19 protein-coding genes are annotated in these 21,750 nt (G+C 73.1%); 8 read left to right on the top strand and 11 right to left on the bottom strand.

Features of this window, described 5'->3' with window-relative positions; translation table 11 throughout:
- Positions 1-60: 60 nt before the first annotated feature.
- Complete coding sequence (locus tag ABEA43_RS62450) at positions 61-189, bottom strand: hypothetical protein (RefSeq protein WP_345578563.1); 129 nt, start codon at positions 187-189, stop codon at positions 61-63.
- A gap of 43 nt (positions 190-232) precedes the next feature.
- Entirely contained in the window at positions 233-1,390 is a 1,158-nt protein-coding gene (locus ABEA43_RS62455) for an epoxide hydrolase family protein (RefSeq protein WP_345578566.1), read from the bottom strand.
- Between the two features lie 63 nt (positions 1,391-1,453).
- Between ABEA43_RS62455 and ABEA43_RS62460 the strand changes: the two genes are divergently transcribed.
- Positions 1,454-2,413 carry a helix-turn-helix transcriptional regulator gene (locus ABEA43_RS62460; protein ID WP_345578569.1) on the top strand — a complete coding sequence of 320 codons (960 nt, stop codon included), beginning with the start codon at positions 1,454-1,456 and terminating at the stop codon, positions 2,411-2,413.
- Positions 2,414-2,431: 18 nt separating this feature from the next.
- Complete coding sequence (gene ybiA / locus ABEA43_RS62465) at positions 2,432-3,025, top strand: riboflavin biosynthesis intermediates N-glycosidase (RefSeq protein WP_345578572.1); 594 nt, start codon at positions 2,432-2,434, stop codon at positions 3,023-3,025.
- A 60-nt stretch (positions 3,026-3,085) separates the two neighbouring features.
- Here the strand turns inward: ybiA and ABEA43_RS62470 are convergent, their stop codons facing one another.
- Positions 3,086-3,631 carry an RNA 2'-phosphotransferase gene (locus ABEA43_RS62470; RefSeq protein WP_425570689.1) on the bottom strand — a complete coding sequence of 182 codons (546 nt, stop codon included), beginning with the start codon at positions 3,629-3,631 and terminating at the stop codon, positions 3,086-3,088.
- Between the two features lie 178 nt (positions 3,632-3,809).
- On the opposite strand from ABEA43_RS62470, the gene ABEA43_RS62475 reads away from it, so the two are divergent.
- On the top strand, positions 3,810-4,349 hold the full coding sequence (locus ABEA43_RS62475) for a DUF892 family protein (RefSeq protein ID WP_345578575.1): 540 nt from the start codon (positions 3,810-3,812) through the stop codon (positions 4,347-4,349).
- Between the two features lie 58 nt (positions 4,350-4,407).
- Positions 4,408-7,476 (top strand): FAD-binding and (Fe-S)-binding domain-containing protein, encoded by a 3,069-nt coding sequence (locus ABEA43_RS62480; RefSeq protein ID WP_345578578.1) that lies wholly within the window; start codon positions 4,408-4,410, stop codon positions 7,474-7,476.
- Positions 7,477-7,784: 308 nt separating this feature from the next.
- Here ABEA43_RS62480 and recD2 read toward each other — a convergent pair whose 3' ends face one another.
- Together recD2 and ABEA43_RS62490 are read right to left on the bottom strand one after the other, a co-directional pair.
- Entirely contained in the window at positions 7,785-9,920 is a 2,136-nt protein-coding gene (recD2, locus tag ABEA43_RS62485) for an SF1B family DNA helicase RecD2 (protein WP_345578581.1), read from the bottom strand.
- Positions 9,921-10,061: 141 nt separating this feature from the next.
- Positions 10,062-11,198 (bottom strand): acetate/propionate family kinase, encoded by a 1,137-nt coding sequence (locus ABEA43_RS62490; protein WP_345578584.1) that lies wholly within the window; start codon positions 11,196-11,198, stop codon positions 10,062-10,064.
- Between the two features lie 146 nt (positions 11,199-11,344).
- Between ABEA43_RS62490 and ABEA43_RS62495 the strand changes: the two genes are divergently transcribed.
- Genes ABEA43_RS62495 through ABEA43_RS62510 form a run of 4 tightly spaced genes read left to right on the top strand, consistent with a single transcriptional unit; the run spans position 11,345 to position 15,429 of the window.
- The gene (locus tag ABEA43_RS62495) at positions 11,345-11,833 is read left to right on the top strand and encodes a (2Fe-2S)-binding protein (protein ID WP_345578587.1); all 489 of its coding nucleotides are present in this window, start codon (positions 11,345-11,347) and stop codon (positions 11,831-11,833) included.
- Positions 11,830-12,801: an FAD binding domain-containing protein gene (locus ABEA43_RS62500; protein ID WP_345578590.1), complete on the top strand. Its 972-nt coding sequence runs from the start codon at positions 11,830-11,832 to the stop codon at positions 12,799-12,801. Before ABEA43_RS62495 ends, ABEA43_RS62500 begins: the two co-directional genes overlap by 4 nt.
- Positions 12,798-14,828, top strand: coding sequence for a xanthine dehydrogenase family protein molybdopterin-binding subunit (locus ABEA43_RS62505; protein ID WP_345578593.1), 2,031 nt, complete (start codon positions 12,798-12,800; stop codon positions 14,826-14,828). Before ABEA43_RS62500 ends, ABEA43_RS62505 begins: the two co-directional genes overlap by 4 nt.
- Positions 14,829-14,880: 52 nt before the next feature.
- Positions 14,881-15,429: a DUF6328 family protein gene (locus tag ABEA43_RS62510; RefSeq protein WP_345578596.1), complete on the top strand. Its 549-nt coding sequence runs from the start codon at positions 14,881-14,883 to the stop codon at positions 15,427-15,429.
- On the opposite strand, the gene mnhG is transcribed toward ABEA43_RS62510, so the two are convergent.
- Genes mnhG through ABEA43_RS62540 form a run of 6 tightly spaced genes read right to left on the bottom strand, consistent with a single transcriptional unit; the run spans position 15,336 to position 21,749 of the window.
- Positions 15,336-15,695 carry a monovalent cation/H(+) antiporter subunit G gene (gene mnhG, locus ABEA43_RS62515; protein WP_345578599.1) on the bottom strand — a complete coding sequence of 120 codons (360 nt, stop codon included), beginning with the start codon at positions 15,693-15,695 and terminating at the stop codon, positions 15,336-15,338. The genes ABEA43_RS62510 and mnhG overlap by 94 nt on opposite strands.
- Before the next feature lie 28 nt (positions 15,696-15,723).
- Complete coding sequence (locus tag ABEA43_RS62520; protein ID WP_345578602.1) at positions 15,724-15,984, bottom strand: MrpF/PhaF family protein; 261 nt, start codon at positions 15,982-15,984, stop codon at positions 15,724-15,726.
- Entirely contained in the window at positions 15,981-16,529 is a 549-nt protein-coding gene (locus ABEA43_RS62525; protein ID WP_345578605.1) for a Na+/H+ antiporter subunit E, read from the bottom strand. The genes ABEA43_RS62520 and ABEA43_RS62525 overlap by 4 nt, the downstream gene beginning before the upstream one ends.
- The gene (locus ABEA43_RS62530) at positions 16,526-18,085 is read right to left on the bottom strand and encodes a Na+/H+ antiporter subunit D (protein ID WP_345578608.1); all 1,560 of its coding nucleotides are present in this window, start codon (positions 18,083-18,085) and stop codon (positions 16,526-16,528) included. The genes ABEA43_RS62525 and ABEA43_RS62530 overlap by 4 nt, the downstream gene beginning before the upstream one ends.
- 32 nt (positions 18,086-18,117) lie before the next feature.
- Positions 18,118-18,927, bottom strand: coding sequence for a Na(+)/H(+) antiporter subunit C (locus ABEA43_RS62535; RefSeq protein ID WP_345578611.1), 810 nt, complete (start codon positions 18,925-18,927; stop codon positions 18,118-18,120).
- Positions 18,924-21,749, bottom strand: a complete 2,826-nt coding sequence (locus ABEA43_RS62540; RefSeq protein WP_345578614.1) for a Na+/H+ antiporter subunit A — start codon at positions 21,747-21,749, stop codon at positions 18,924-18,926. Before ABEA43_RS62540 ends, ABEA43_RS62535 begins: the two co-directional genes overlap by 4 nt.
- Position 21,750: the final 1 nt, after the last annotated feature.

Consider the following 21,750-nt stretch of genomic DNA (forward strand, 5'->3'; position numbering starts at 1 on the left):
GCGCACTACCGTAACAGCCCCGGCGCGCGCCAGCGCATCCGCGCGTCCTTGACGCGAAAACTACGCGCTCTTGCCGGGTGTGATCCGCCGCGCGGGTGCCGGAGCCTCGGCTCGTACGGCCTGCGCGGCCCGCCTGCCGGAGACCAGCGCGCCCTGGATGGAGCCGGCCGCGCGCGGATCGGCCGCCACGACCACCGCCCTGGTCAGTGCCTGCTTTCCGTTACCGGGCCGGTCACTTGAGACTGCGGAAGAACTCCCGCAGCTCCGTGACGAGCACCTCCGGCGTCTCCAGGGCGGCGAAGTGGCCACCGTGGTCGAACTCCGACCAGCGCACGATGTTGTGCACCTGGTCGGCCAGCGGGCGGATCGAGTAGTCCGAGGGGAACACCGCCGCCGCCGTCGGCACCGTCCCGCGCTCCTTCGGGGCCCAGGCACCGGCGTCGTTGAACCGCTCGAAGTAGGTGTGCGCCGACGAGCCCGCCGTGCCGGTGAACCAGAAGATGCTCACGTCGGTCAGGATGCGGTCGCGGTCCACGGCGTCCTCGGGCAGCTTGGCCGCGGGGTCGGTCCAGTCCTTGAACTTCTCCACGATCCAGGCGAGCTGCCCGGCGGGGGAGTCGTGCAGGGCGGCGGCGATGGTCTGCGGGCGGGTGCCCTGCAGCTGCAGGTACGCGCCCAGCTTCTCCTGCCACTCTTGCATCCCGGCCAGCCGCCCGCGCTCGGCCTCGGTCAGCGCGCCCATGACCGCCGGGTCGCCGGTCGGGAACGTCAGCAGCGCGTTGACGTGCACGCCGACGACGTTCTCCGGCGCGGCCCGGCCCATCAGCGGCGCGAGGAAGGCGCCGACGTCGCCGCCCTGGACGCCGTACCGGTCGTAGCCGAGCCTGGCCATCAGCTCGGTGAGCGCGGCGGCGGTGCGGCCGTCCGTCCAGCCGGTGCCGGGCAGCGGGCCGGAGAAGCCGTAGCCGGGCAGCGACGGGATCACCAGGTGGAAGGCGTCGGCGGCGGCGCCGCCGTGCGCGACCGGGTCCGTGAGCGGGCCGATGAGGTCGAGGAACTCGACGACCGAGCCCGGCCAGCCGTGGATGAGCATGAGCGGGGTGGCGTCCGGCTCGGCCGAGCGCACGTGCAGGAAGTGCACGTTCGCGCCGTCGATGGTGGTGGTGAACTGCGGGTACGCGTTCAGCGCCGCCTCCTGCGCGCGCCAGTCGAAGCCGCCGGCCCAGTATTCGGCGAGCGGGCGCAGATAGCCGGTCGGCACGCCGCGCTCCCATCCGGCGCCGGGGAGGTCGGGGGCCCAGCGCGTACGCCGGAGCCGGTCGCGCAGGTCGTCGAGCTCCGCCTGCGGGATCTCGATGCGGTACGGCCGGGTGCTTTCGCTGTTCGTCATGTCCGTCACGCTAGAAGGGAATGGTGTCAGGTTCTGGCACCGATCGGCGGCAGAATGCGTCTCATGCTGGAAACCTCGGCGCGGCTGCTCCGCCTGCTCTCCCTCCTCCAGTCGCGGACCGACTGGACCGGCGCCGAGCTGGCCGGACGGCTCGGAGTCGGCCTGCGTACCGTGCGGCGCGACGTCGAGCGGCTGCGCGAGCTGGGCTATCCCGTGGACGCCACCCCCGGCGTGGCCGGCGGCTACCGGCTCGGCGTGGGCGCCGCCCTGCCGCCGCTGCTGCTCGACGACGAGGAGGCGGTGGCCGTCGCGATCAGCCTGCGCACGGCCGCGACCGGCAGCGTCGCCGGGCTGGAGGAGGGCTCGCTGCGCGCGCTGACCAAGCTGCAGCAGATGCTGCCGTCGCGGCTGCGGCACCGGGTGACCGCGTTCCAGGCGGCCACGGTGGCGCTGGCGGGCGCGGCGGCCCCGGCGGTGAACGCCGACGTGCTGACCGCCATCGCCGCCGCCTGCCGCGATCGTCGCCGGCTGCGGCTGCGCTACCAGGGGCGGGACGGGGTCTCGGCGCGCGAGGTGGAGCCGCACCGGCTGGTGCACACGCCACACCGCTGGTACCTGCTGGCCTGGGACCTGGGCAGGCAGGACTGGCGCACGTTCCGGGTGGACCGGATCGAGGGGCCGCCGGGGGAGCAGGGGGCCAGGTTCGCACCGCGCCCGCTGCCGCAGGAGGACGTGGCCGCGTACGTCGCGCGGTCCATCACCACGGCGCCCTACCGCTATCACGCGCGCATCCTGTTCCACGCGCCCGTCGAGGCGGTCGCGCCGCGCACCTCGCCGGGCGCGGGGCGGCTGGAGGCGGTGGACGCGCACTCGTGCGTGTTCGTGGCCGGGTCCAACTCGCTGGGCGATCTGGCCGTCTACGTGGCGGCGAAGGGCTTCGACTTCGAGGTGCTGGAGCCGCCGGAGCTGGTGCCGGTGCTCAGGGAGGTCTCCGAGCGGCTCAGGCGCGCCTGCGAGGCCTGATGTGGCACGGTAGGGGACATGTCCGAAGATCTCCCCCTGCCCCTGCCCCTGTCCGTCGGTGCGGCGATCGCCGCGGAACAGGCCGGCCGGGCGCTGAAATATCTCTGCTTCTGGGGGCACCAGCCCGCCCGCGACGGCGGCGTCGGTCCCGGGTGTCTCAGCCAGTGGTGGCCGGTCGCCTTCACGGAGGACGGGCACACGTACGCCTCGGCCGAGCACTACATGATGGCGCACAAGGCGTGGCTGTCCGGCGACGAGGAGAGCGCGGAGCGGATCCTGGCCTCCGGGCATCCGGGCGAGGCCAAGAAGCTCGGCAGGACCGTGCGCGACTTCGACGAGGCGACCTGGGACGCCCGCCGCTTCGACATCGTGGTGCGCGGCAACACGGCCAAGTTCGGGCAGCACGCCGAGCTGGCGGACTTCCTGCTGGGGACGGCGAACCGGGTTCTGGTCGAGGCGAGTCCGCTCGACCGGGTGTGGGGGATCGGGCTGGCCGCCGACGACCCGCGCGCCGCCTCACCCGCTACGTGGCGCGGGCTGAACCTGCTCGGCTTCGCGCTGATGGCCGCCCGCGACGCCTTGCGCGGTCATCAGCACGCTCAGGACCATTAAGAGCGCTCAGGGCGTCAAGGGCGCTCAGGGCGCTCAGGGCGCTCAGGGCATTCGGCGCGTTCAGGAGGGGAAGCGCAGGTAGCCCGGCGGCACCTGGTCCACCAGCCACACCCCGTTCGCGCTGCGCCGGAACGCGTGCCCGTCGGCGTGCATCGCCCCCGCCGCCACCACCAGCACCACGGGCACGCCCCGGCGCGACCCCACCCGCGTCGCCGTCCCCCGGTCGGGCGACAGGTGCACGTGGTGCCGGTTCATCGGCCGCAGGCCCTCCTCCTTGATCGCCGCCACGAACCGGCCCACGGTGCCGTGATAGAGCACCTCGGGCGGCTCCAGCACGGGCAGGTCCAGATCGACCGACACGGAATGCCCCTGGCTGGCCCGGATCCGGCCGTCCTCGATCGCGTAGCGCTGCTTGTCGTTGGCCTCGACGACCTGCCACAGCTCGGCGGCCGTGATCGTGAACCCGTGGTCGGCGGCGGCCCGCAGCAGCACGTCCACCGGCACCCAGCCGTGCTCGTCGAGCGTGATCCCGATGCGCTCCGGCTCGTGCCGCAGGTGCTTGGAGAGGTATTTGGAGATGCGTATCATGCGCCGTTCGTTCATCATGCGTCATGCTCCCGCGCAGGCCCGCTCCGGCCAACCGGATTTCCGGAGCCGCCCGGGGCCGCCCGCACGATCCCCCCGTACGTCCTAGTCGTCCCGGGTGTCGCAGCCCGCCTGGAAGGCGGCTCAAAGTTACCTTTGACCAGGGGGAACTCCTCGCAGGGGGAAGGACAGGACATACATGACTCAGACCGACGACTTCGTGCTGGACGTCACCAGGATCCGTGAGCAGGTCCGGCAGAAGATGGATGAAGGGCCGGTCACCCAGACCTTCGGGCACGACCCGCAGAAGGTCATCAACGTGCTCAACGACGTGATCGCGACGGAGGTGGTGTGCTGGCTCAGGTACACCAGGCACGCCATCTCGGCCAAGGGGATCGACCGGGCGCAGGTGTCCGACGAGTTCACCGAGCACGCCAAGGAGGAGCTGGAGCACGCGCTGCGGGCGGCCGAGCGGGTGAGCCAGCTCGGCGGGGAGCCGGACTTCGACCCGGCCAAGCTCGTACAGCGCTCCCACACCGACTACCAGGTCCCGGCCGACACGGACCTGCGCGCGCTGCTGGAGGCCAACCTCTGGGCCGAGCGCATCGTCATCTCCACCTACCAGGAGATCATCCGCTGGCTCGGCGAGGGCGACCCGACGACGCGGCGGCTCATGGAGTCGATCCTGGAAGAGGAGGAGGAGCAAGCCGACGACCTCACCGACCTGCTCGGAGTCTAGAGCGGGGCTTGGCGCGGCGTTGGGGCCGGCGTGAGGCGGCCAGGGTACGGGCGAGGCTATGGACAGCCTGGTCAGCACACCTGCCCGCCACGCGCCGCCACCGCGTGAGATCGACGTCGAGACGCTGCGCCGGCGGCTGGAGGAGGCCGTCGACGGCGAGGTGCGCTTCGACACCGGCAGCCGTGCCGCCTACGCCACGGACGCCTCCAACTACCGGCAGGTCCCGATCGGCGTGGTGGTGCCGCGCAGCCTCGACGCCGGGGCGGCGGCGGTGGCCGTGTGCCGGGCCCGCGACGTGCCGGTGCTGTCCCGCGGCGGCGGCACCAGCCTGGCCGGTCAGTGCTGCAACGCGGCCGTGGTGATCGACTGGTCCAAGCACTGCGGGCAGCTGGAGTCCGTCGACGTGACGCGGCGGCGGATCGTGGTGCAGGCCGGGGCGGTGCTCGACGCGGTCGACCACGAGCTGGAGCAGTACGGGCTGATGGTCGGCCCCAAACCGTCCAGCCACCCGGCCTGCACGATCGGCGGCATGATCGGCAACAACTCGTGCGGGGCCTCGGCGCAGGCGTACGGGAAGATGTCGGAGTCGGTGCTGCGGCTGGAGATCCTCACCTACGACGGCGTACGCGCGTGGGTGGGGCCGACGGACGACGCCGAGTACGCCCGCATCCAGGCGGCGGGCGGCCGGCTGGCGGTGATCCACCGGCAGGTGCGCGAGCTGCGCGACGACACCATGGAGCTGGTCCGCACCCGCTTCCCCAAGCTGGAACGGCGCGTCTCCGGCTACAACCTCGACCAGCTCCTGCCCGAGAACGGCGGCAACCTGGCCCGCGCCCTGGTCGGCAGCGAGGGCACGCTCGTCGTCGTGCTGCGCGCCGAGCTCGCCGCGGTGCCCAGGCCGCCCGCCCGGTCGCTGGCGGTGCTGGGCTTCACGGACATCTTCACCGCCGCCGACGCCGTCCCCGCCGTGGCCGCGCACCGGCCGCTCGCGCTGGAGGCCATGGACGAGACCATGTACCGGCTCGCCCGCGCGGAACGCCCCGATGACCCCGCGCTGCGCGACCTGCCCGCGGGGGCGGGGTGGCTGCTGGTGCAGTTCGGTGGCGAGAACGCCGATGAGGCGCGCGAGCGGGCCGAGGAGATGATGCGCGACCTGGCCGGGCGCTCCCCGGCGCCCGCGCACGCCTTCCTCGGGGACCCGGCCAAGGAGGACGAGCTGTGGCGGCTGCGCGAGTCGGGGCTGGGGGTGGAGGCGTACCCGCCGACGGGGCGGCAGACGTACGAGGGGTGGTCGGACGCGGCCGTCCCGCCCGAGCGGCTGGGCGCGTACCTGCGCGACTACGACGAGCTGCGGCGCCGCCACGGCTACCGCGACTCCGCCCTGTACGGGCACTTCGGGCAGGGCTGCGTGCACGGGAGGCTGCCGCTGGACCTGCACACCGACGACGGGATCGCCACCTACCGGGCGTTCGCCGAGGAGGCCGCCGACCTGGTCGCCTCCTACGGCGGCTCGTTGTCCGGCGAGCACGGCGACGGGCAGGCGCTGGCCGAGCTGCTGCCGCGGATGTTCGGTGACGGGGTGGTCGCGGCGTTCGGGCGGTTCAAGGCCATCTTCGACCCCAGGAACCGGATGAACCCCGGCAAGGTCGTCCACCCGCACCGCCTCGACGAGGACCTGACGCAGCGGCACTTCTTCCCGATGGAGCCGCGGGAGACGTTCTTCGACTATCCGGACGACCACGGGCGTTTCGGGCACGCCGCCACCCGGTGCGTCGGCACGGGGAAGTGCCGCAAGCAGACGTTCGAGGGCGGGGTGATGTGCCCCAGCTACCGGGTGACGCGCGAGGAGGAGCACTCCACGCGCGGCCGGGCCCGCCTGCTGGAGGAGATGGTACGCGGTGAGCTGATCACCGACGGCTGGCGCTCCACGGCGGTGCGCGACGCGCTGGACCTCTGCCTGGCGTGCAAGGGCTGCAGGTCCGAATGCCCGGTGAACGTGGACATGGCCACCTACAAGGCCGAGTTCCTGGCCCACCACTACCGGCGCAGGCTCCGGCCGGTCGCGCACTACTCGATGGGCTGGCTGCCGCTGTGGGCGGCGCTGGCCTCCGGCGCGCCCTGGGCCGTCAACGCCGTCACCCACCTGCCGGGTCTGTCGCGGCTGGTGAAGGCGGTGGCGGGGGTCGCGGGGGCGCGGGAGCTGCCGAGGTTCGCGGGCGAACGCTTCACCGACTGGTTCAAACGACGCGGCGTCACGGGGCCGGACGCGGCGGCGGGTGGAGGGCTGGGCGCGGGGTCGGCCACGGCGGCGGGTGCAGTCGGCGGGACGGCCGGCTCGCGGGTCGCGGGGACGGGTGCGGCCGGTGGGGCGGTGGGCTCGCGGGGGCGGGTGGTGCTGTGGGCCGACACGTTCACGAACAACTTCGACCCCCACATCGGGCAGGCGGCGGTGAGCGTGCTGGAGGCGGCCGGGTTCGAGGTGCACGTGCCACCGGTGGCGTTGTGCTGCGGGCTGACGTGGATCTCGACCGGGCAGCTCGGGATCGCCCGCCGGGTGCTCGCGCGCAGCGTGCGGGCGCTGCGGCCGTGGGCGGAGGCCGGGGTGCCGGTGGTGGGGCTGGAGCCGAGCTGCACCGCCGTGTTCCGCTCCGACGGGCCCGAGCTGCTCAATACGCCGGAGACGCGGCTGCTCGCCGAGCGGACCGTGACGCTGGCCGAGCTGCTGCAGGACCGCGCGCCCGACTGGCGGCCCGCCTCGGCCGGTGGGGAGGCGGTCGCGCAGGTGCACTGCCATCAGAGCGCCGTGCTGGGGTTCGACGCCGACCGGGCCGTCCTCGACCGGTTCGGGATCCGGACGGAGGTGCTGGACTCCGGGTGTTGCGGGCAGGCCGGGAATTTCGGCTTCGAACGGGGGCACTACGACGTGTCGGTGGCGTGCGCCGAGGAAGGGCTCTGGCCCGCCGTACGCGCTGCCGCGCCGGATCAGGCGATCCTCGCCGACGGATTCTCCTGCCGCACCCAGATCGCCGCCGCCGCAACCGGCCGTCAGGGCCGCCACCTCGCCGAACTCCTGGCCACCACCCTCTCCAACCCACCCGACCACCACCCCCTGACCACCACCCCCTGACCACCATCCGCTGTCCGCTTGTGCCGTCCGCTCACTCGTGCTGCGTCGTGCCGGGTTGCTCGCCCGTGCTGCGTCGCCTGGCCCCCGGGTCCGGCCCCCCGCAAGCTGTGTCGCCTTGCCAGGGGCCCGCCCCCGCGCCCGCCCGGGTCCGGTCTTGCGCGTGGTGCGTCCGGCCCGGGTGCGCCCCGAGCGTGGCGTGACCTCTGGGGTGCGTCGGGGGCGGGGTGCCGGCCCGGCGTGGGCGGGGTGCCGGCCGGGTGTGGGCGGGGTGTCGGGTTTGAGTTGGCGTTCGGCGGTCGGGGTGGGTTTCAGGCCGGTTCGAGGGACAGGGACAGGCGGCGGGACAGGCCCGTGTGCCTGCGGTGCCCGAGCCGGTGCACCGCGAGCTCCAGCGCCTCCCGCTGCCCCACCAGCACCACCCACGCCTTGGCCCGGGTCACCAGCGTGTAGAGCAGCTTGCGCCGCAACATGATCCCCCCGGACTCCGCGACGATCGGCGCCACCACGAACGGGTATTCGCTGCCCTGCGACCGATGCACGCTGATCGCGTAGGCATGGGTCAGATCGTCGAGCTCGTCGAACGCGTAGCGCACGCTCTCCCCGTCGTCCGTACGGACATCGACCATGCGCTCCTCCCGGACGACCGCGGTGATCGTCCCGGTCTCCCCGTTGAAGACGCCCTTGTCGTAGTTGTTGCGGATCGGCATGACCCGGTCGCCCACCCGGAACACCGACGCCCCCGCCCAGTGCTCGGCCTTGTCGTCGGCGGCCGGGTTGAGCTGGTCCTGGATCAGCCGCCCGAGCGCGGTGGCGCCGGTCTCGCCCTTGCGCATCGGGCACAGCACCTGGACCTGGTCCGGCTCGACCCCCTGTTTGCGCGGGATCGCGACCATGGCCAGGTGGGCGACCCGCCTGGCGACCTGCTCGGGATCGTCCACCTCCTCGAACCAGAACCCGCCCCTGCCCGGTGTCACGGGCATCCGCCCCGCCTTGATGCGGTGGGCGGCGTCGATGATGCCGCTGCCGCCCGCCTGGCGGAAGACGTGGGTGAGCTGCACTCGCGGGATCGCCATGACGCGCAGCAGGTCGGCCAGCACGTCGCCGGGCCCGATGCTGGGCAGCTGGTCGCTGTCGCCGATCAGCAGGAGATGGCTGCCCGTGGGCACGGCCGAGACGAGCCGGGTGGCCAGGTGCAGGTCGAGCATCGACGCCTCGTCGACCACGATCAGGTCGGCCTGCGCCGGCGTCTCCTCGAACAGCGTCTCCGGGTCGGGATCGGGCTGATGGGCGAGCATCCGGTGCACGGTCATCGCGGGCAGCCCGGTCAGCTCCGACAGGCGCTTGGCGGCCTTGCCCGTGGGCGCCGTGAGCGTCACCGTGCCGCCCGCGGCCCTGACGGTGGTCGCGATGGCCTTCACCGTGTGGCTCTTGCCGCAGCCTGGGCCGCCGGTGAGGACGGAGACGGTGCTGGTCAGGGCCATGTTGACGGCGGCGCGCTGGTCTTCGTGCAGCCCGGGGTCGTCGCGGAAGACGCGCAGCGGCAGCGTCGAGCGCGCCCGCACGAGCCTGGTGAGCTGCTCGGTGAGCGCCACCTCCCGGCTGTGCACGTGCTTGGCGTAGGCCACCACCTGGCCGGGCTGGTCGGGCGCCATCTCCACGACCACGCGCCGCTCGGCGACGAGCGCGTCGACCATCGGGCGGATCAGGTCCTGGTCCTGCTCGATCAGCTCCGCCGTCTCCCTGACCAGGGCGGCCAGCGGTACGTAGCAATGCCCGTCGCGGCTGCCCGCCGCCTCCAGCCGGTCGAGCAGGGCCGCCTTGACCCGCTGCGGGCTGCGCTCCGGCACCCCCGACTGCAGCGCGATCTTGTCGGCGATCCGGAACGCGATGCCCCTGACCTGCCCGATCAGCCGGTAGGGGTCGGTGGCGAGGATCTCGTCGGCGTCCTGCCCGAACACCTGGTAGATCTTCGCGGCCAGCAGCGGGCTGACCCCGAGCCCCTGCAGGGTCACCATCAGCGCGGCGATCGCCTTCTGGTCCTGCCACGCCTGGACGATCTGCGCCTGGCGGAGCGGCCCGATGTTGACGACCTCGGTCAGCCGCTCGGGCTCGGCGTCGATCACCTTGAGCGTGGCCTCGCCGAAGTGGTCGACGATCGCGTACGCCAGCCGCGGCCCGATGCCCCTGATCAGCCCCGAGCCCAGGTAGATCCGGATCGCCCGGACCGACGAGGGCGTCACCCGCTCGCACTCGGCGACCGCGAACCGCTGGCCGTAGCGCGCGTGCCGGCTCCAGTCGCCGAGCACCCGCAGCGTCTCGCCCGGCTGCACTCCGGCCAGCGCCCGCCCGGTGGCCACGAAGTCGGGCATGCCGTCGGCGCTCATGCGCGCGACGGTGTATTCGTCCTCCCGGACGTAGACGAGCTGCTCGACGGACGCCTCCACAGCAGAGATCCAACCATCCGCCACCGACAAACCCGCACCCGGCCACCCGGCCGTGTCAAGGCCGACCCGTGTCAAGGCCGAACCGGACGGCAGACCGCCGGCCGCTCGACGCGGGTCAGAAGGTCAGGACGCCGGACGCGGTCAGGAGGTCAGGACGGCCAGGCATTCGCGGGCGAGCTGGAGCTCCTCGCGTACCTGGACCACCAGGACGGGGACGGCGGCGCCGGGCGCGCTGATCAGCCCGTCCTCGTGCCGGTTGCCCGCGGCCGGAGGCTCGACGCCGAGCAGGCCGAGCCGACGGCAGACGGCCTCGCGCACCTCGGGCTGGTCCCAGCCGATCTCCCCGGTGAACACCAGCGCGTCGATCCGCCCCAGCGAGGTCGCCGCCGCGGCGATCTCACGGCTCACCCGGTGGCTGAACACGCGCAGCGCCATCGCGGCGGCCTCGTCCCCGTCCCGTTCGGCCGCGACCAGCTCGCGCGTGTCCCCCGAGCGGCCGTCCGACAGCCCGAGCAGCCCGGACCGGCGTTCCAGCCCCTCGCCCAGCTCCCGCACGGACAGGTGGCCCTCGGACAGCAGCCACACCAGCATCCCCGGATCGACGCTGCCCGACCGCTTGCTCATCGGCACCCCGTCCAGCGGCGTGAACCCCATCGAGGTGTCCAGGCTGCGCCCGCCCGACACCGCGCACACCGAGCAGCCCCCGCCCAGGTGCGTGAGCACGAGGTCCAGGTCGGCGAGCGGCCGGCCGAGCAGCTCGGCCACCCGGTCGGCCGCCCATGCGTAGGACAGGCCGTGGAAGCCGTAGCGGCGCAGGCCGTACCGGTCGCGCCACTCGCGCGGCAGCGCGTAGACGGCGGCCTCCTCGGGCAGACCGGCGTGGAAGGCGGTGTCCGGGCAGAGCACGTGCGGCACGGCGGGCAGCTGCTCGCGCGCCGCGTCGAGGAGTGCGAGCGCCGGCGGCAGGTGCAGCGGCGCCAGGCTGGTCAGCCCGCGCAACGCCGCCGCCGTCTCGTCGTCGGCCACGACCGGCCCGCGTACGACGTCCCCGCCGTGCACCAGCCGGTGCGCCACGGCCCTGATGTCGCGGTCGAAGTGGCCGCCGAGGAACGCCGACAGCTCGTCCCTGGCCGAGCCCGGGTCGATGGCGCGCTCGGCGTGCGCGCTGTCCAGCACGCTGCCGCCCTCGACGAGGTCGAGGCGCAGGCTCGAAGAGCCGGCGTTGACGGTGAGTATCGCCCCCGACTCGGCCACCTGCTCGTCCATCGCCCGGCCCATGCACTCCCCCGTGACTTCCCCGTGGCTTGATCTTCCGGACGGCTACCCGGGAGTGCTCCCGCAAAACAGGCGCACCTGGACGTATGCCCGTTCCCCTTTACCGGGCTCGGAGGTTGTCTCGTCCGGAGGTCGGGTAGTCGTGCGCCATGGAAATCACCCTGCAGGTGAACGGCAAGCCGCACACGGTGGACACAGACCCTCGGATGTCGTTGCTCGACCTGCTGCGCGAACGGCTGGGGCTGGTCGGCGCCAAGAAGGGCTGCGACCACGGGCAGTGCGGAGCCTGCACGGTCCTGATCGACGGGCGGCGGGCCAACTCCTGCCTGGCGCTGGCGGTGGCGGTGGACGGCTCGGAAGTGGTCACCGTCGAAGGGCTGGCCGACGGGGACGAGCTGCACCCGCTGCAGGCGGCGTTCATCGAGCACGACGCGTTCCAGTGCGGCTACTGCACCCCCGGGCAGCTCTGCTCGGCGGCGGGGATGCTGGGCGAGCCGGGGCCGAGCGCGGTCACCGACGACATCCTCGTCGATCCCGACCTGACGCCCGCGGAGATCAGGGAGCGGATGAGCGGCAACCTGTGCCGATGCGGCGCCTACGTCAACATCGTCAGCGCGATCGCCGAGGTGGCGCCGTGAGGCCGTTCGAGTACGCGCGGGCCGGCAGCGCGTCCGAGGCGGTGCGCGGCTTCCGTCCCGGCACCATGTACCTGGGCGGCGGCACCAACCTGGTGGACCTCATGCGGCTGGGCGTGGCCGAGCCCGAGCAACTGGTGGACGTGAGCCGGCTGCCGCTGGACGCCATCGAGCCCGTACGCGACCGGATCCGCATCGGCGCCGCCGTGCGCAACAGCGACCTGGCCGCCGACCCGCTGGTGCGCACGCGTTACCCGATGCTGGCGCGGGCGGTGCTGACCGGCGCGTCGGGCCAGGTCCGGAACATGGCCACCGTCGCGGGCAACCTCCTGCAACGCACCCGCTGCGGCTATTTCCAGGACGTGAGCAGGCCGTGCAACAAACGCAGGCCGGGTTCGGGCTGCCCGGCGATCGAGGGCGACCACTCGAACCTGGCCATCCTCGGCGGCTCGCCCGCCTGCGTGGCCACCCATCCCTCCGACATGGCGATCGCGCTGGCGGCGCTGGACGCCGAGGTGCACGTCACCGGCCAGGGCGGCGATCGGATCATCCCCATCCCCGGGCTGCACCGCCTGCCGGGCGACGAGCCGGAGCGCGACACCGTGCTCGAACCCGGCGACCTGATCACCGCCGTGGAGCTGCCCGCGCCGCCGCAGGGCGCCTCGGTCTACCGGAAGGTGCGGGAGCGGGCGTCGTTCGCGTTCGCGCTGGTGTCCATCGCCGCCGTGCTCGACGTGCGCCCCGACGGCGTGGTCGCCGACTGCCGCATCGCGCTCGGCGGAGTGGCCCACGCCCCCTGGCGGGCGGAACGCGCCGAGCAGGCCCTGATCGGCGGGCCCGCCACCGGAGAGGCGTTCCTGGGGGCCGCGGAGGCCGAGCTCGGCGAGGCGCGGCCGCTGCCGCGCAACGCCTTCAAGGTGCCGCTGGCCCGCAACCTGATCGTCCGCACGCTGGAGGAGCTGGCATCGTGAACCGCATCGAGGGCCGCGTCAAGGTCACGGGCCTGGCCACGTACGCCGCCGAGTTCCCCGTCGCAGGGGTCACCTACGCCTACCCGGTGCAGTCGCAGGTCGCCAAGGGCCGCGTCGCCCGCGTCGACGACGGCGCGGCGCTGGCCATGCCCGGCGTGCTGGCCGTCCTGTCCTGCGAGGACCCGCCCGAGCTGGCCGAGGATGCCGACCCCGAGCTCGCGCTGTTCCAGAGCCGCGACGTCGCCTACCGCGGCCAGTTCGTCGCCGCCGTCGTCGCCGACACCTACGAGGACGCCCGCGCCGCCGCCGCGGCCGTGCGCGTCGCGTACGAGCCGGCCGACCACGACGTGGTCCTGCGCGCCGACCACCCGGGCCTCTACCAGCCCGAGGTCGTCAACCCGAACTTCCCGTCCGACACCGAGAAGGGCGACGTCGAGGCCGGGCTGGCCGAGGCCGCCACCACCGTGGACGTCACCTACTCGACCCCGGTCGAGCACAACAACCCGATGGAGCCGCACGCCGCCCTGGCCCTGTGGGACGAGGAGGGCAGGCTGCTCGTCTACGACACCGCGCAGGGCACCTCCGGCAGCCGCGACACGATCGCCAAGACCCTCGGCGTGCCCGCCGACCGGGTGCGCGTGGTCTCCAGGCACGTCGGCGGCGGGTTCGGCTCGAAGGGCAGCCCCCGGCCGCAGGCCGTGCTCGCCGCCCTGGCCGCCAGGGCCGTCGGCCGCCCGGTCAAGATCGCGCTGACCCGGCAGCAGATGTTCGACGTCACCGGGTACCGCACGCCCACGATCCAGCGGCTGCGCCTCGGCGCCGACGCGAGCGGGCGGCTCACCGCGCTCGAACACGTGGCGTACGAGCAGAGCTCCACGCTGGTGGAGTTCGCCGAGCAGACCGCGACCCCGTCGCGCGTCATGTACGCCACGCCCGCGCTGCGCACCGCGCACCGGCTCGTCCGGCTGGACGTCGCCACCCCGTCGTGGATGCGCGCCCCGGGGGAGTGCCCCGGCATGTACGCGCTGGAGTCCGCCATGGACGAGCTGGCCTACGCGGCCGGCATCGACCCGGTCGAGCTGCGCGTGCTCAACGACGCGGACGCCGAGCCGGACGGCGGCCTGCCCTTCAGCTCCCGCAACCTGGTCGCGTGCCTGCGCGAGGGCGCCCGCCGCTTCGGGTGGGAGCGCCGCGAGCCCGCGCCGCGCAGGACCCGCGAAGGGGACTGGATGATCGGCACCGGCGTGGCCGCCTCCACCTACCCGGCCAGGCGCAGGCCGTGCCAGGCCGTCGCCATCGCGCGCGAGGGCGACTTCCTCATCCGCGTGGCCGCCGCCGACATCGGCACCGGCGCGCGTACCGTGCTGACCCGCATCGCGGCCGGCGCGCTCAGCGTCGCGCCCGAGCGGGTGCACGTCGAGCTCGGCGACAGCGACCTGCCCGACGCGCCCGTCGCGGGCGGCTCCATGGGCACCGCCTCGTGGGGCTCGGCGGTCGTACGGGCCTGCGAGGACCTCAATCGGGACGGCAAGGAGGGCCGCGCCGACACCACCGAGGAGATCAAGGGGGACGCGCGGCTGGCCAGGCACGCGTTCGGGGCCCAGTTCGCGGAGGTGCACGTCAACTCGGTGACCGGAGAGGTACGCGTGCCGCGCCTGCTCGGCGTGTTCGCGGCCGGCCACATCCTGGACGCCAAGCTGGCCAGGTCGCAGTTCATCGGCGGCATGACCATGGGCCTGGGGATGGCCCTGATGGAGGAGACCTACACCGACGAGGAGTTCGGCGGGTTCCTGCGCCGGGACCTGGCCCAGTACCACGTCCCCGCCTGCGCGGACGTGCCGGACATCGAGGTGGCGTGGGTGGACGAGCAGGACGACGATCTCAACCCGATGGGGAACAAGGGCATCGGCGAGATCGGCATCGTCGGCACCGCCGCCGCGATCGGCAACGCCGTCCACCACGCCATCGGCCACCGGATCCGTGACCTGCCCATCACGCCCGGCAAGATCCTCGCACCGAGGTTTTAGCCTGCCGGGTAAAGGAAGAAGGAAGCTCTCATTGCTCAGGCGGGAGGGCTCGGTGAAACAGGAATCACATGGGGAGCGGGCGGACCGGAACTTCGTCGAGCTCCTGCAGGGTGCCCGTGTCGCGGTGACCGGGGTGCAGGTGCTGTTCGCGTTCTTGCTGACGGTGCCCTTCTCCTCGGGGTTCGCCAAGCTGGGCGCGGCCGACCGGTGGCTGTACTACGTGGCGCTGGTCAGCGCCGCGGTCGCGTCGATCTGCTACATCGCGCCGACCGCGCAGCACCGGGTGCTGTTCCGGCAGGGGCGTAAGGAGACGCTGGTACGCCGGTCGAACCTGTACGGCCTCTTAGGCGCGATCGCGCTGGCGGTGTCGATGACCACGTCCACCATGTTCGTCATCGACTACCTGTTCCAGACCGTGCTGGCCGCGATCACGGCGGGCCTCCTGGCCGCGCTGGCGCTGTGGACCTGGTTCGGCCAGGCGGCGCTCGACCGCTCGAACGGCAACGATCAGTCGTCGGAGGACTCCGACGGCAGCGCGGTGCCGTCGTCGTCGCCGTCCTCGACGCGCTCGTCCCCGTCGGACGACGACGGGCGGGTGTAGGCCGCCCGGGCCACCATGTACGCCGCCACCGACACGGTGATCACCTGGGAGACGCCGGCCAGCAGCAGCGGCCCGGCGTTCGACCAGGTGGGCCGGTGCAGCAGCATGGCCAGCAGCACCAGCACCACGCCGAGCACCTGCGGCTTGGTGCCCGCGTGCATGCGGTCGAGGGTGGTGCGGAACCGTACGAGACCGGCCCCGGCCGACAGCGCCAGCACCGCGCCCAGCAGCAGGCACACCGCCGCCGCCCCATCGAGGACGCTCACCGCGACCTCCCAGGACAAAAAACCAGGCTCACCGCGAGCTCCCGGAGAAGAACCTGGCCAGCGACACCGACCCGACGAACCCCAGCAGTGACAGCACCAGCAGGATCGGCAGGTCGGAGTAGTCGTCCATGACCACGGCGAACGCCCCCACCCCGCACATCGACAGCGAGGTCAGCACGTCGAGCGCCACCGCCCGGTCCAGCATCGACGGCCCGCGCCCCACCCGGTAGAGCGCCGCCGCCGCCCCGCACGCCAGCAGCCCGAGCGTCACCAGATACACCACGTTCACGGCAGCTCCTCCCGGTCCCGGCGGGGCCCGAACGCCGCCACGATGCGCGACTCCAGCCCCGCCACGTCCGCCCGCACGGCCTCGGTGGCGTCCCCGGGAATCCCGAGTATGTGCAGCACCAGCTCCTCCTCGTCCTTCTCCACCACGAGACTCCCCGGCACCGTCGACAGCGCGATCATGATCATCACGGTCATGGACTCCGACGACGTGCGCAGCCGTACGCGGATGATCTGCGTCGGCGGCACGCCGGGCCGCACCACCCAGACCACGACCCGCACGGTCGAGAGCACCAGGTCCCAGCCGAACCAGAGCAGGAACCGCACGAGCGCCACCGGCCTGATCCTGATGCCCGGGTCGAGGACGGGCAGCGGCAGCGACCACGCCACCACGAGCCCGGCCACCAGCCCGCCCAGCACGTTCCCGATCGTCAGGTCGCCCCACAGCGTCACCCACACCAGCGCCAGCCAGGCGACCAGCGGCAGCGGCACCGGCCTGCCGAGCAACCGCGGCGCCAGCCGCCCGCCCGTCCGCTCCCCGAAGCTCATCGGTCCCTCCCCAGGACGGCCGAGATGTAGGGCTCGCGGGCCATCAGCTCGCCCGCCGCCCGCTGCGCCAGCCCCGACAGCGGCCCGGCCAGCACCGTGAACGACAGCGCGAGCACCACCAGCGCCGTGACCGCGACGGGCAGGGCGACCGGCAGCGAGGTCGTGGTCACCGTCGGGTCCTCGCCGGTGTACTCCTCGCTCTCCACGACCGTGCCCACCCGGTCCGCCCGCGTCTCGCGCCAGAACGCCTTCCCCCAGGTCTTCGCCACGGCGTACAGGGTGAGCAGGCTGGTGACCAGGCCGGCGGCCACCAGCGTGACGGGGAGCGGGCCGCCCGCGGCCAGGCCCGCCTGCACCAGCATCAGCTTGCCGAGGAAACCCGACATCGGCGGGATGCCCGACAGGTTCATGGCGGGCACGAAGAACAGCACAGCGATCAGCGGTGTCGCCTTCATCAGGCCGCCGAGCCGGGTGATCGAGGTGGTGCCGGTACGCCGCTCCACCATCCCGGTCACCAGGAACAGGCTCGTCTGCACGGTGATGTGGTGCACCACGTAGAAGATCGCCCCGGCCAGCCCCGCCACCGTGGACAGGGCCACGCCGAACACCATGTAGCCGATGTGGCTGACCAGCGTGAAGGAGAGCATCCGCTTCATGTCGGTCTGCGCGACCGCGCCCAGCACCCCGGCCAGCATGGTGGCCAGCGCCAGCCACATCAGCAGCGTCGAGACCGGCCCGCCGGGGAACAGCAGCGCCTCCAGCCTGATGATCGCGTACACGCCGACCTTGGTGAGCAGGCCGGCGAACACGGCGGTGGCCGGGGCGGGCGCGGTGGGGTAGGAGTCGGGCAGCCACGCCGACATGGGGAAGATCGCCGCCTTGATCGCGAACGCCAGCAGCAGCGTCAGCTCCACCAGCAGCTTGACCTGCTCGGGCAGCGTGGCGAACCGCTCGGCGAGGTGCGCGAGCGACAGGGTCCCGGTGGCCGCGTACGTGATGGCCAGCGCGATCAGGAACAGCATCGAGGAGGCCAGGGCCATCAGCGTGTACGTGGCCCCGGCCCGGATCCTGGACTCGGTGCCGCCGAACGTGAGGAGCACGTACGAGCCGCTCAGCAGCAGCTCGAACGCCACGAACAGGTTGAACAGGTCGCCCGACAGGAACGCGTCCGCCACGCCGGCCACCATCACCAGGAAGGCCGGATGGAAGATCGCCATGGGAGCGTCGTGCTCCTGCTCGTCGTAGGAGTTGGCGACCGAGTACAGCATCACGCAGAACGTCACGGCCGACGAGATCACCAGCACCAGCGTGGACAGCCGGTCGGCGACCAGGCTGATGCCGATCGGCGAGGGCCACCCGCCCAGCTCCGTGACCAGCGGGCCGTGCGTGTCGGCCGCGATCATCAGCACCACCGACACGACCAGCGAGATGGCCAGGGTGACGAGGCTGATGACCGACTGCAGCCGGCGCAGCCGCCCGCCGATCGCCAGCTTCACGCCGGTGGCCAGCAACGGCAGCAGCACGGGCAGGCAGACGAGACTCTCCAGGGGCGGCATCGCTCACCGCCTCCCCATCCGGGCGCCGGGCGTCACTCGTCGCCCTCCAGCTCCGGATCCTGCGCGAGCGCCTGCCGCTCGCGCTCGTCCCTGATGGCGGCCCGCATCTGCCTGCGTGCCTCCCGCTGCCGCGCCTTGAGCTTCCTGCGCAGCGCCTTCTCCCCGGCCGCCTGCTTCTCCCGCCCGCGCGCGTGCTCCTCGCGCAGCTCCTCGATGCGTTCGAGGTTGTCCTCCGCCGCGGCCTCCTGCCGGTGCCCGACGTCCTCGAAGCGCCGCTGCAGCTCCTCCTCCGACAGCCCTCCCTGCCGGCCTTCGCGCATCCACCGGCCGAGCTCCGCGTGCACCCGGGAGATGCGCTGCTCCAGGTCGGCCTCCTCCAGGCGCTCCCGCTCGGCCTGCTCGGCCTCCAGGTTCGCCAGCTCGGCCCGCTGCCGGGCGACCAGCTCCCGGTAGGCGTGCCGCCTGGCGCGCACGGAGTCGCTCAGCTCGCCGCGCCGGGAGCGCAGCCGCACGCGCCGGTCCTCGGTGTCGTCCTGGACCTCGTCGGTGCCGGTGAGCTGCCACGAGCGGTGCACCAGGGCCAGCAGGAACGCCGTCACCCCCAGGGTGATGACGATGGCGGTGAGCACCATGGCCTGCGGGAGCGGGTCGGCCGTCCCGGTGGTCCCGGTGAAGGGCGGCCCGCCCGCGTTGCCGCCGGAGGTGACGATCAGCAGGTTCACCCCGTTGCCCAGCACGATCACGCCGGCGAGCACCCGTACCAGGCTGCGTTCGAGCAGCAGCGTCACCCCTGCGGTGATCATCACGCAGCAGGCCAGGAACGGCAGCAGGGGCAGGCTCACGCGCTCGCCTCCGTGGCGATCTGGTCCGCGTCGATCTGCCGGTCCAGCTCGGCGCCCAGGCCGCGCAGCACGTCCTGCACCATGCCGATGACGGAGACGTACACGCCGACGTCGAACAGCAGGCCCGTGGACACGTGCAGGTGCCCCACCAGCGGCACATGCACGTCCGTGGCCAGCATGTCCAGCGCCGCGCGGCCGAACAGCAGCCCGAGCAGCGCCGTGCCCGCCGACAAGGTCAGCCCGGCCCCCATCAGCACGCCCGCGTGCACCGGCACGGCGACGGCCAGCTCGTTCCTGCCGCCGGCCAGGTACCGCACGGTGATCGCCAGCCCGGCCACGATGCCGCCCGCGAACCCGCCGCCGACCCCGCTGTGCCCGATGAACAGCAGGAACACCGACAGCACCAGCACCGTGTGGAACGTCAGCCTGGCCGCCACCTCGAACGCCAGCGCCCGCTGCCCGCGCGGCAGCGTCGCGGCCAGCCAGTGCGTGCGCTCGGCGTGCGGGTGCTCGCTCGGCTCGATCCGGTACGACCTGCGCCGCAGGAACACCAGGCTCGTCACGCCCAGCGTCAGCACGACGAGCACGGTGCTCTCGCCCATGGTGTCCCAGGCGCGGATGTCGAGGATGATCGCGCTGACGATGTTGCGGGCGCCCGCCTCCTCGGCCGCCGCCGCCATGCCCGCGCCGATCGGCTCGGTGCGGCGCGCGCTCATCGCGAGCATGCCCGCGCCCGTGGCCACCACGCCCACGGCCAGCCCGAGCCCGACCCGGAAGGGGAACGGCAGCCGCCCCCTGCCCGGGTCGATCGGCAGCCGCCGCAGCACCAGCGCGAAGATCACCAGGCTCAGCGTCTCGGCCAGGAACTGGGTCAGCGCCAGGTCGGGCGAGCCGTGGGCGAGGAACAGCAGCGCCGTGCCGTACCCGGTGAGCCCGATGACGAGGGCGACCAGGATGTAGGCGCGGGCGAACAGCGCCAGCACGGCCGCCGCCGCGATCAGGACGGTGACGATGGGCTGCTCGGGCCGTTCCCAGGGCACGACGGGCGCGGTCAGGCGGGGCGGGCCACCGTACGCGATCGAGAACACGCCGACGCCCACGGTGACCAGCAGCGTGAGCATGAGGTAGTCGGGCACCGAGCCGCGCTGGATGAAACCGGTGAGCTGGATGGCGAAGCGGTCGAGCCGCCGCACGATCGACCAGAAGACCTGGCCGGAGTCGAGCACGTGCGCGGCGGCTCCGGCCCTGGCGACCGGCTCCCTGGCCAGGAACAGCAGCACGCCCCCCGCCAGCGCCGCCGCCGACAGCAGCAGCGGCAGGGAGAATCCGCTCCACAGCACCAGGTGCGTCTCGTGGCCGGGGTCGCGGAAGGTCCCCGCGAAGGCGGACATCGCGCCGCCGTACCAGGGGGCCAGCGGCGCCAGCAGCAGCCCGAGCACGGACAGCAGCGCCGCGGGCGCGAACATGGCCGCCGGCACCCGGTGCACCTCGTTCGCCGGCACCCCCGGCTTGCCGGCGAACGCCCCCCACAGGAACCGCAGCGTGTACGCGGCCGTCAGTGCCGACCCCAGGACCACCCCAGCCAGCACGACCGGCGCGCCCAGCAGCGACTCCAGCGCGGCCTCCTTGCCGACGAACCCCGCCAGCGGCGGCACCCCCGCCATCGACGCGCCCGCCAGCACCGCCGCCGCGCACACCCACGGCCTCGACTGGCCCACCCCGCTGAGCCGGCCCAGCTCGCGGGTGCCCGCCGCGTGATCGACGATCCCCACCACCAGGAACAGCGCCGCCTTGAACAGCGCGTGCGCCAGCAGCATGGCCGTCCCGGCCAGCGCCGCGCCCTCGTTCCCCGACCCGAACAGCACCACCAGGAACCCGAGCTGGCTGACCGTCCCGTAGGCGAGCAGCCGCTTCAGATCCGTCTCCCGCAGCGCCCGCCAGCCGCCCAGCAGCATCGTCAGCAGCCCGAGCGGCACCGCGACCGCCCGCCAGAGCGTCGCGTCCCCGGCGGCCGGGCCCAGCCTGGCCAGCAGGTACACGCCCGCCTTCACCATGGCCGCCGCGTGCAGGTACGCCGACACCGGGGTGGGCGCGGCCATCGCGGCGGGCAGCCACATGCTGAACGGGAAGATCGCCGACTTCGCCAGCGCCCCGGCCAGCACCAGCACCAGCGCAATCGGGCTGATCTCCGGTGGGTTCGCGACGATCGCGGAGATCTGGTACGTGCCCGCCGCCTGCCCGATCAGCACGAACCCCGCCAGCATGGCCAGCCCGCCGAACGTGGTGACCGACAGCGCCTTCATGGCCGCCTGCCTGCTCATCCGGCTCTCCGGGTCGTACCCGATCAGCAGGTAGGAGAAGACGGTGGTCAGCTCCCAGAACACGTACAGCAGGAGCAGGTCGTCGGCGGCCACCAGCCCCAGCATCGACCCGGCGAAGGCCGTCATCGCGCCGCCGTAGCGCCCGAGCCCGTCGTCGCCCGCGGGGAAGTACCGGGCGCTGTAGACCAGCACGAGCACGCCCACGCCGGTGACCAGCGACATCATCAGCACGGAGAGGGCGTCGGCACGGAAGGACAGCTCCATCCCCATCACGGGGGCCCACGCGGTGCTCTCCCGCACGGGCAGACCGCGCACGGCCAGCCAGACCGTGTACGCGAACGCGGCCGCCGGCGCGACGGCCAGCAGGAAGAAGGAGCCGCGACCCAGCCGCGCGGCCAGCCAGGGAGCGCAGGCCGCCGCCACCGCGTGCAGGATCAGCAGCGACTCCATGAGCTCCTCGGGCGGGAATTTCCGGCTACGTCCGCCCAATCTCTCCCGCACC

This window comes from Nonomuraea rosea, from assembly GCF_039539705.1.
Taxonomy (GTDB): domain Bacteria; phylum Actinomycetota; class Actinomycetes; order Streptosporangiales; family Streptosporangiaceae; genus Nonomuraea; species Nonomuraea rosea.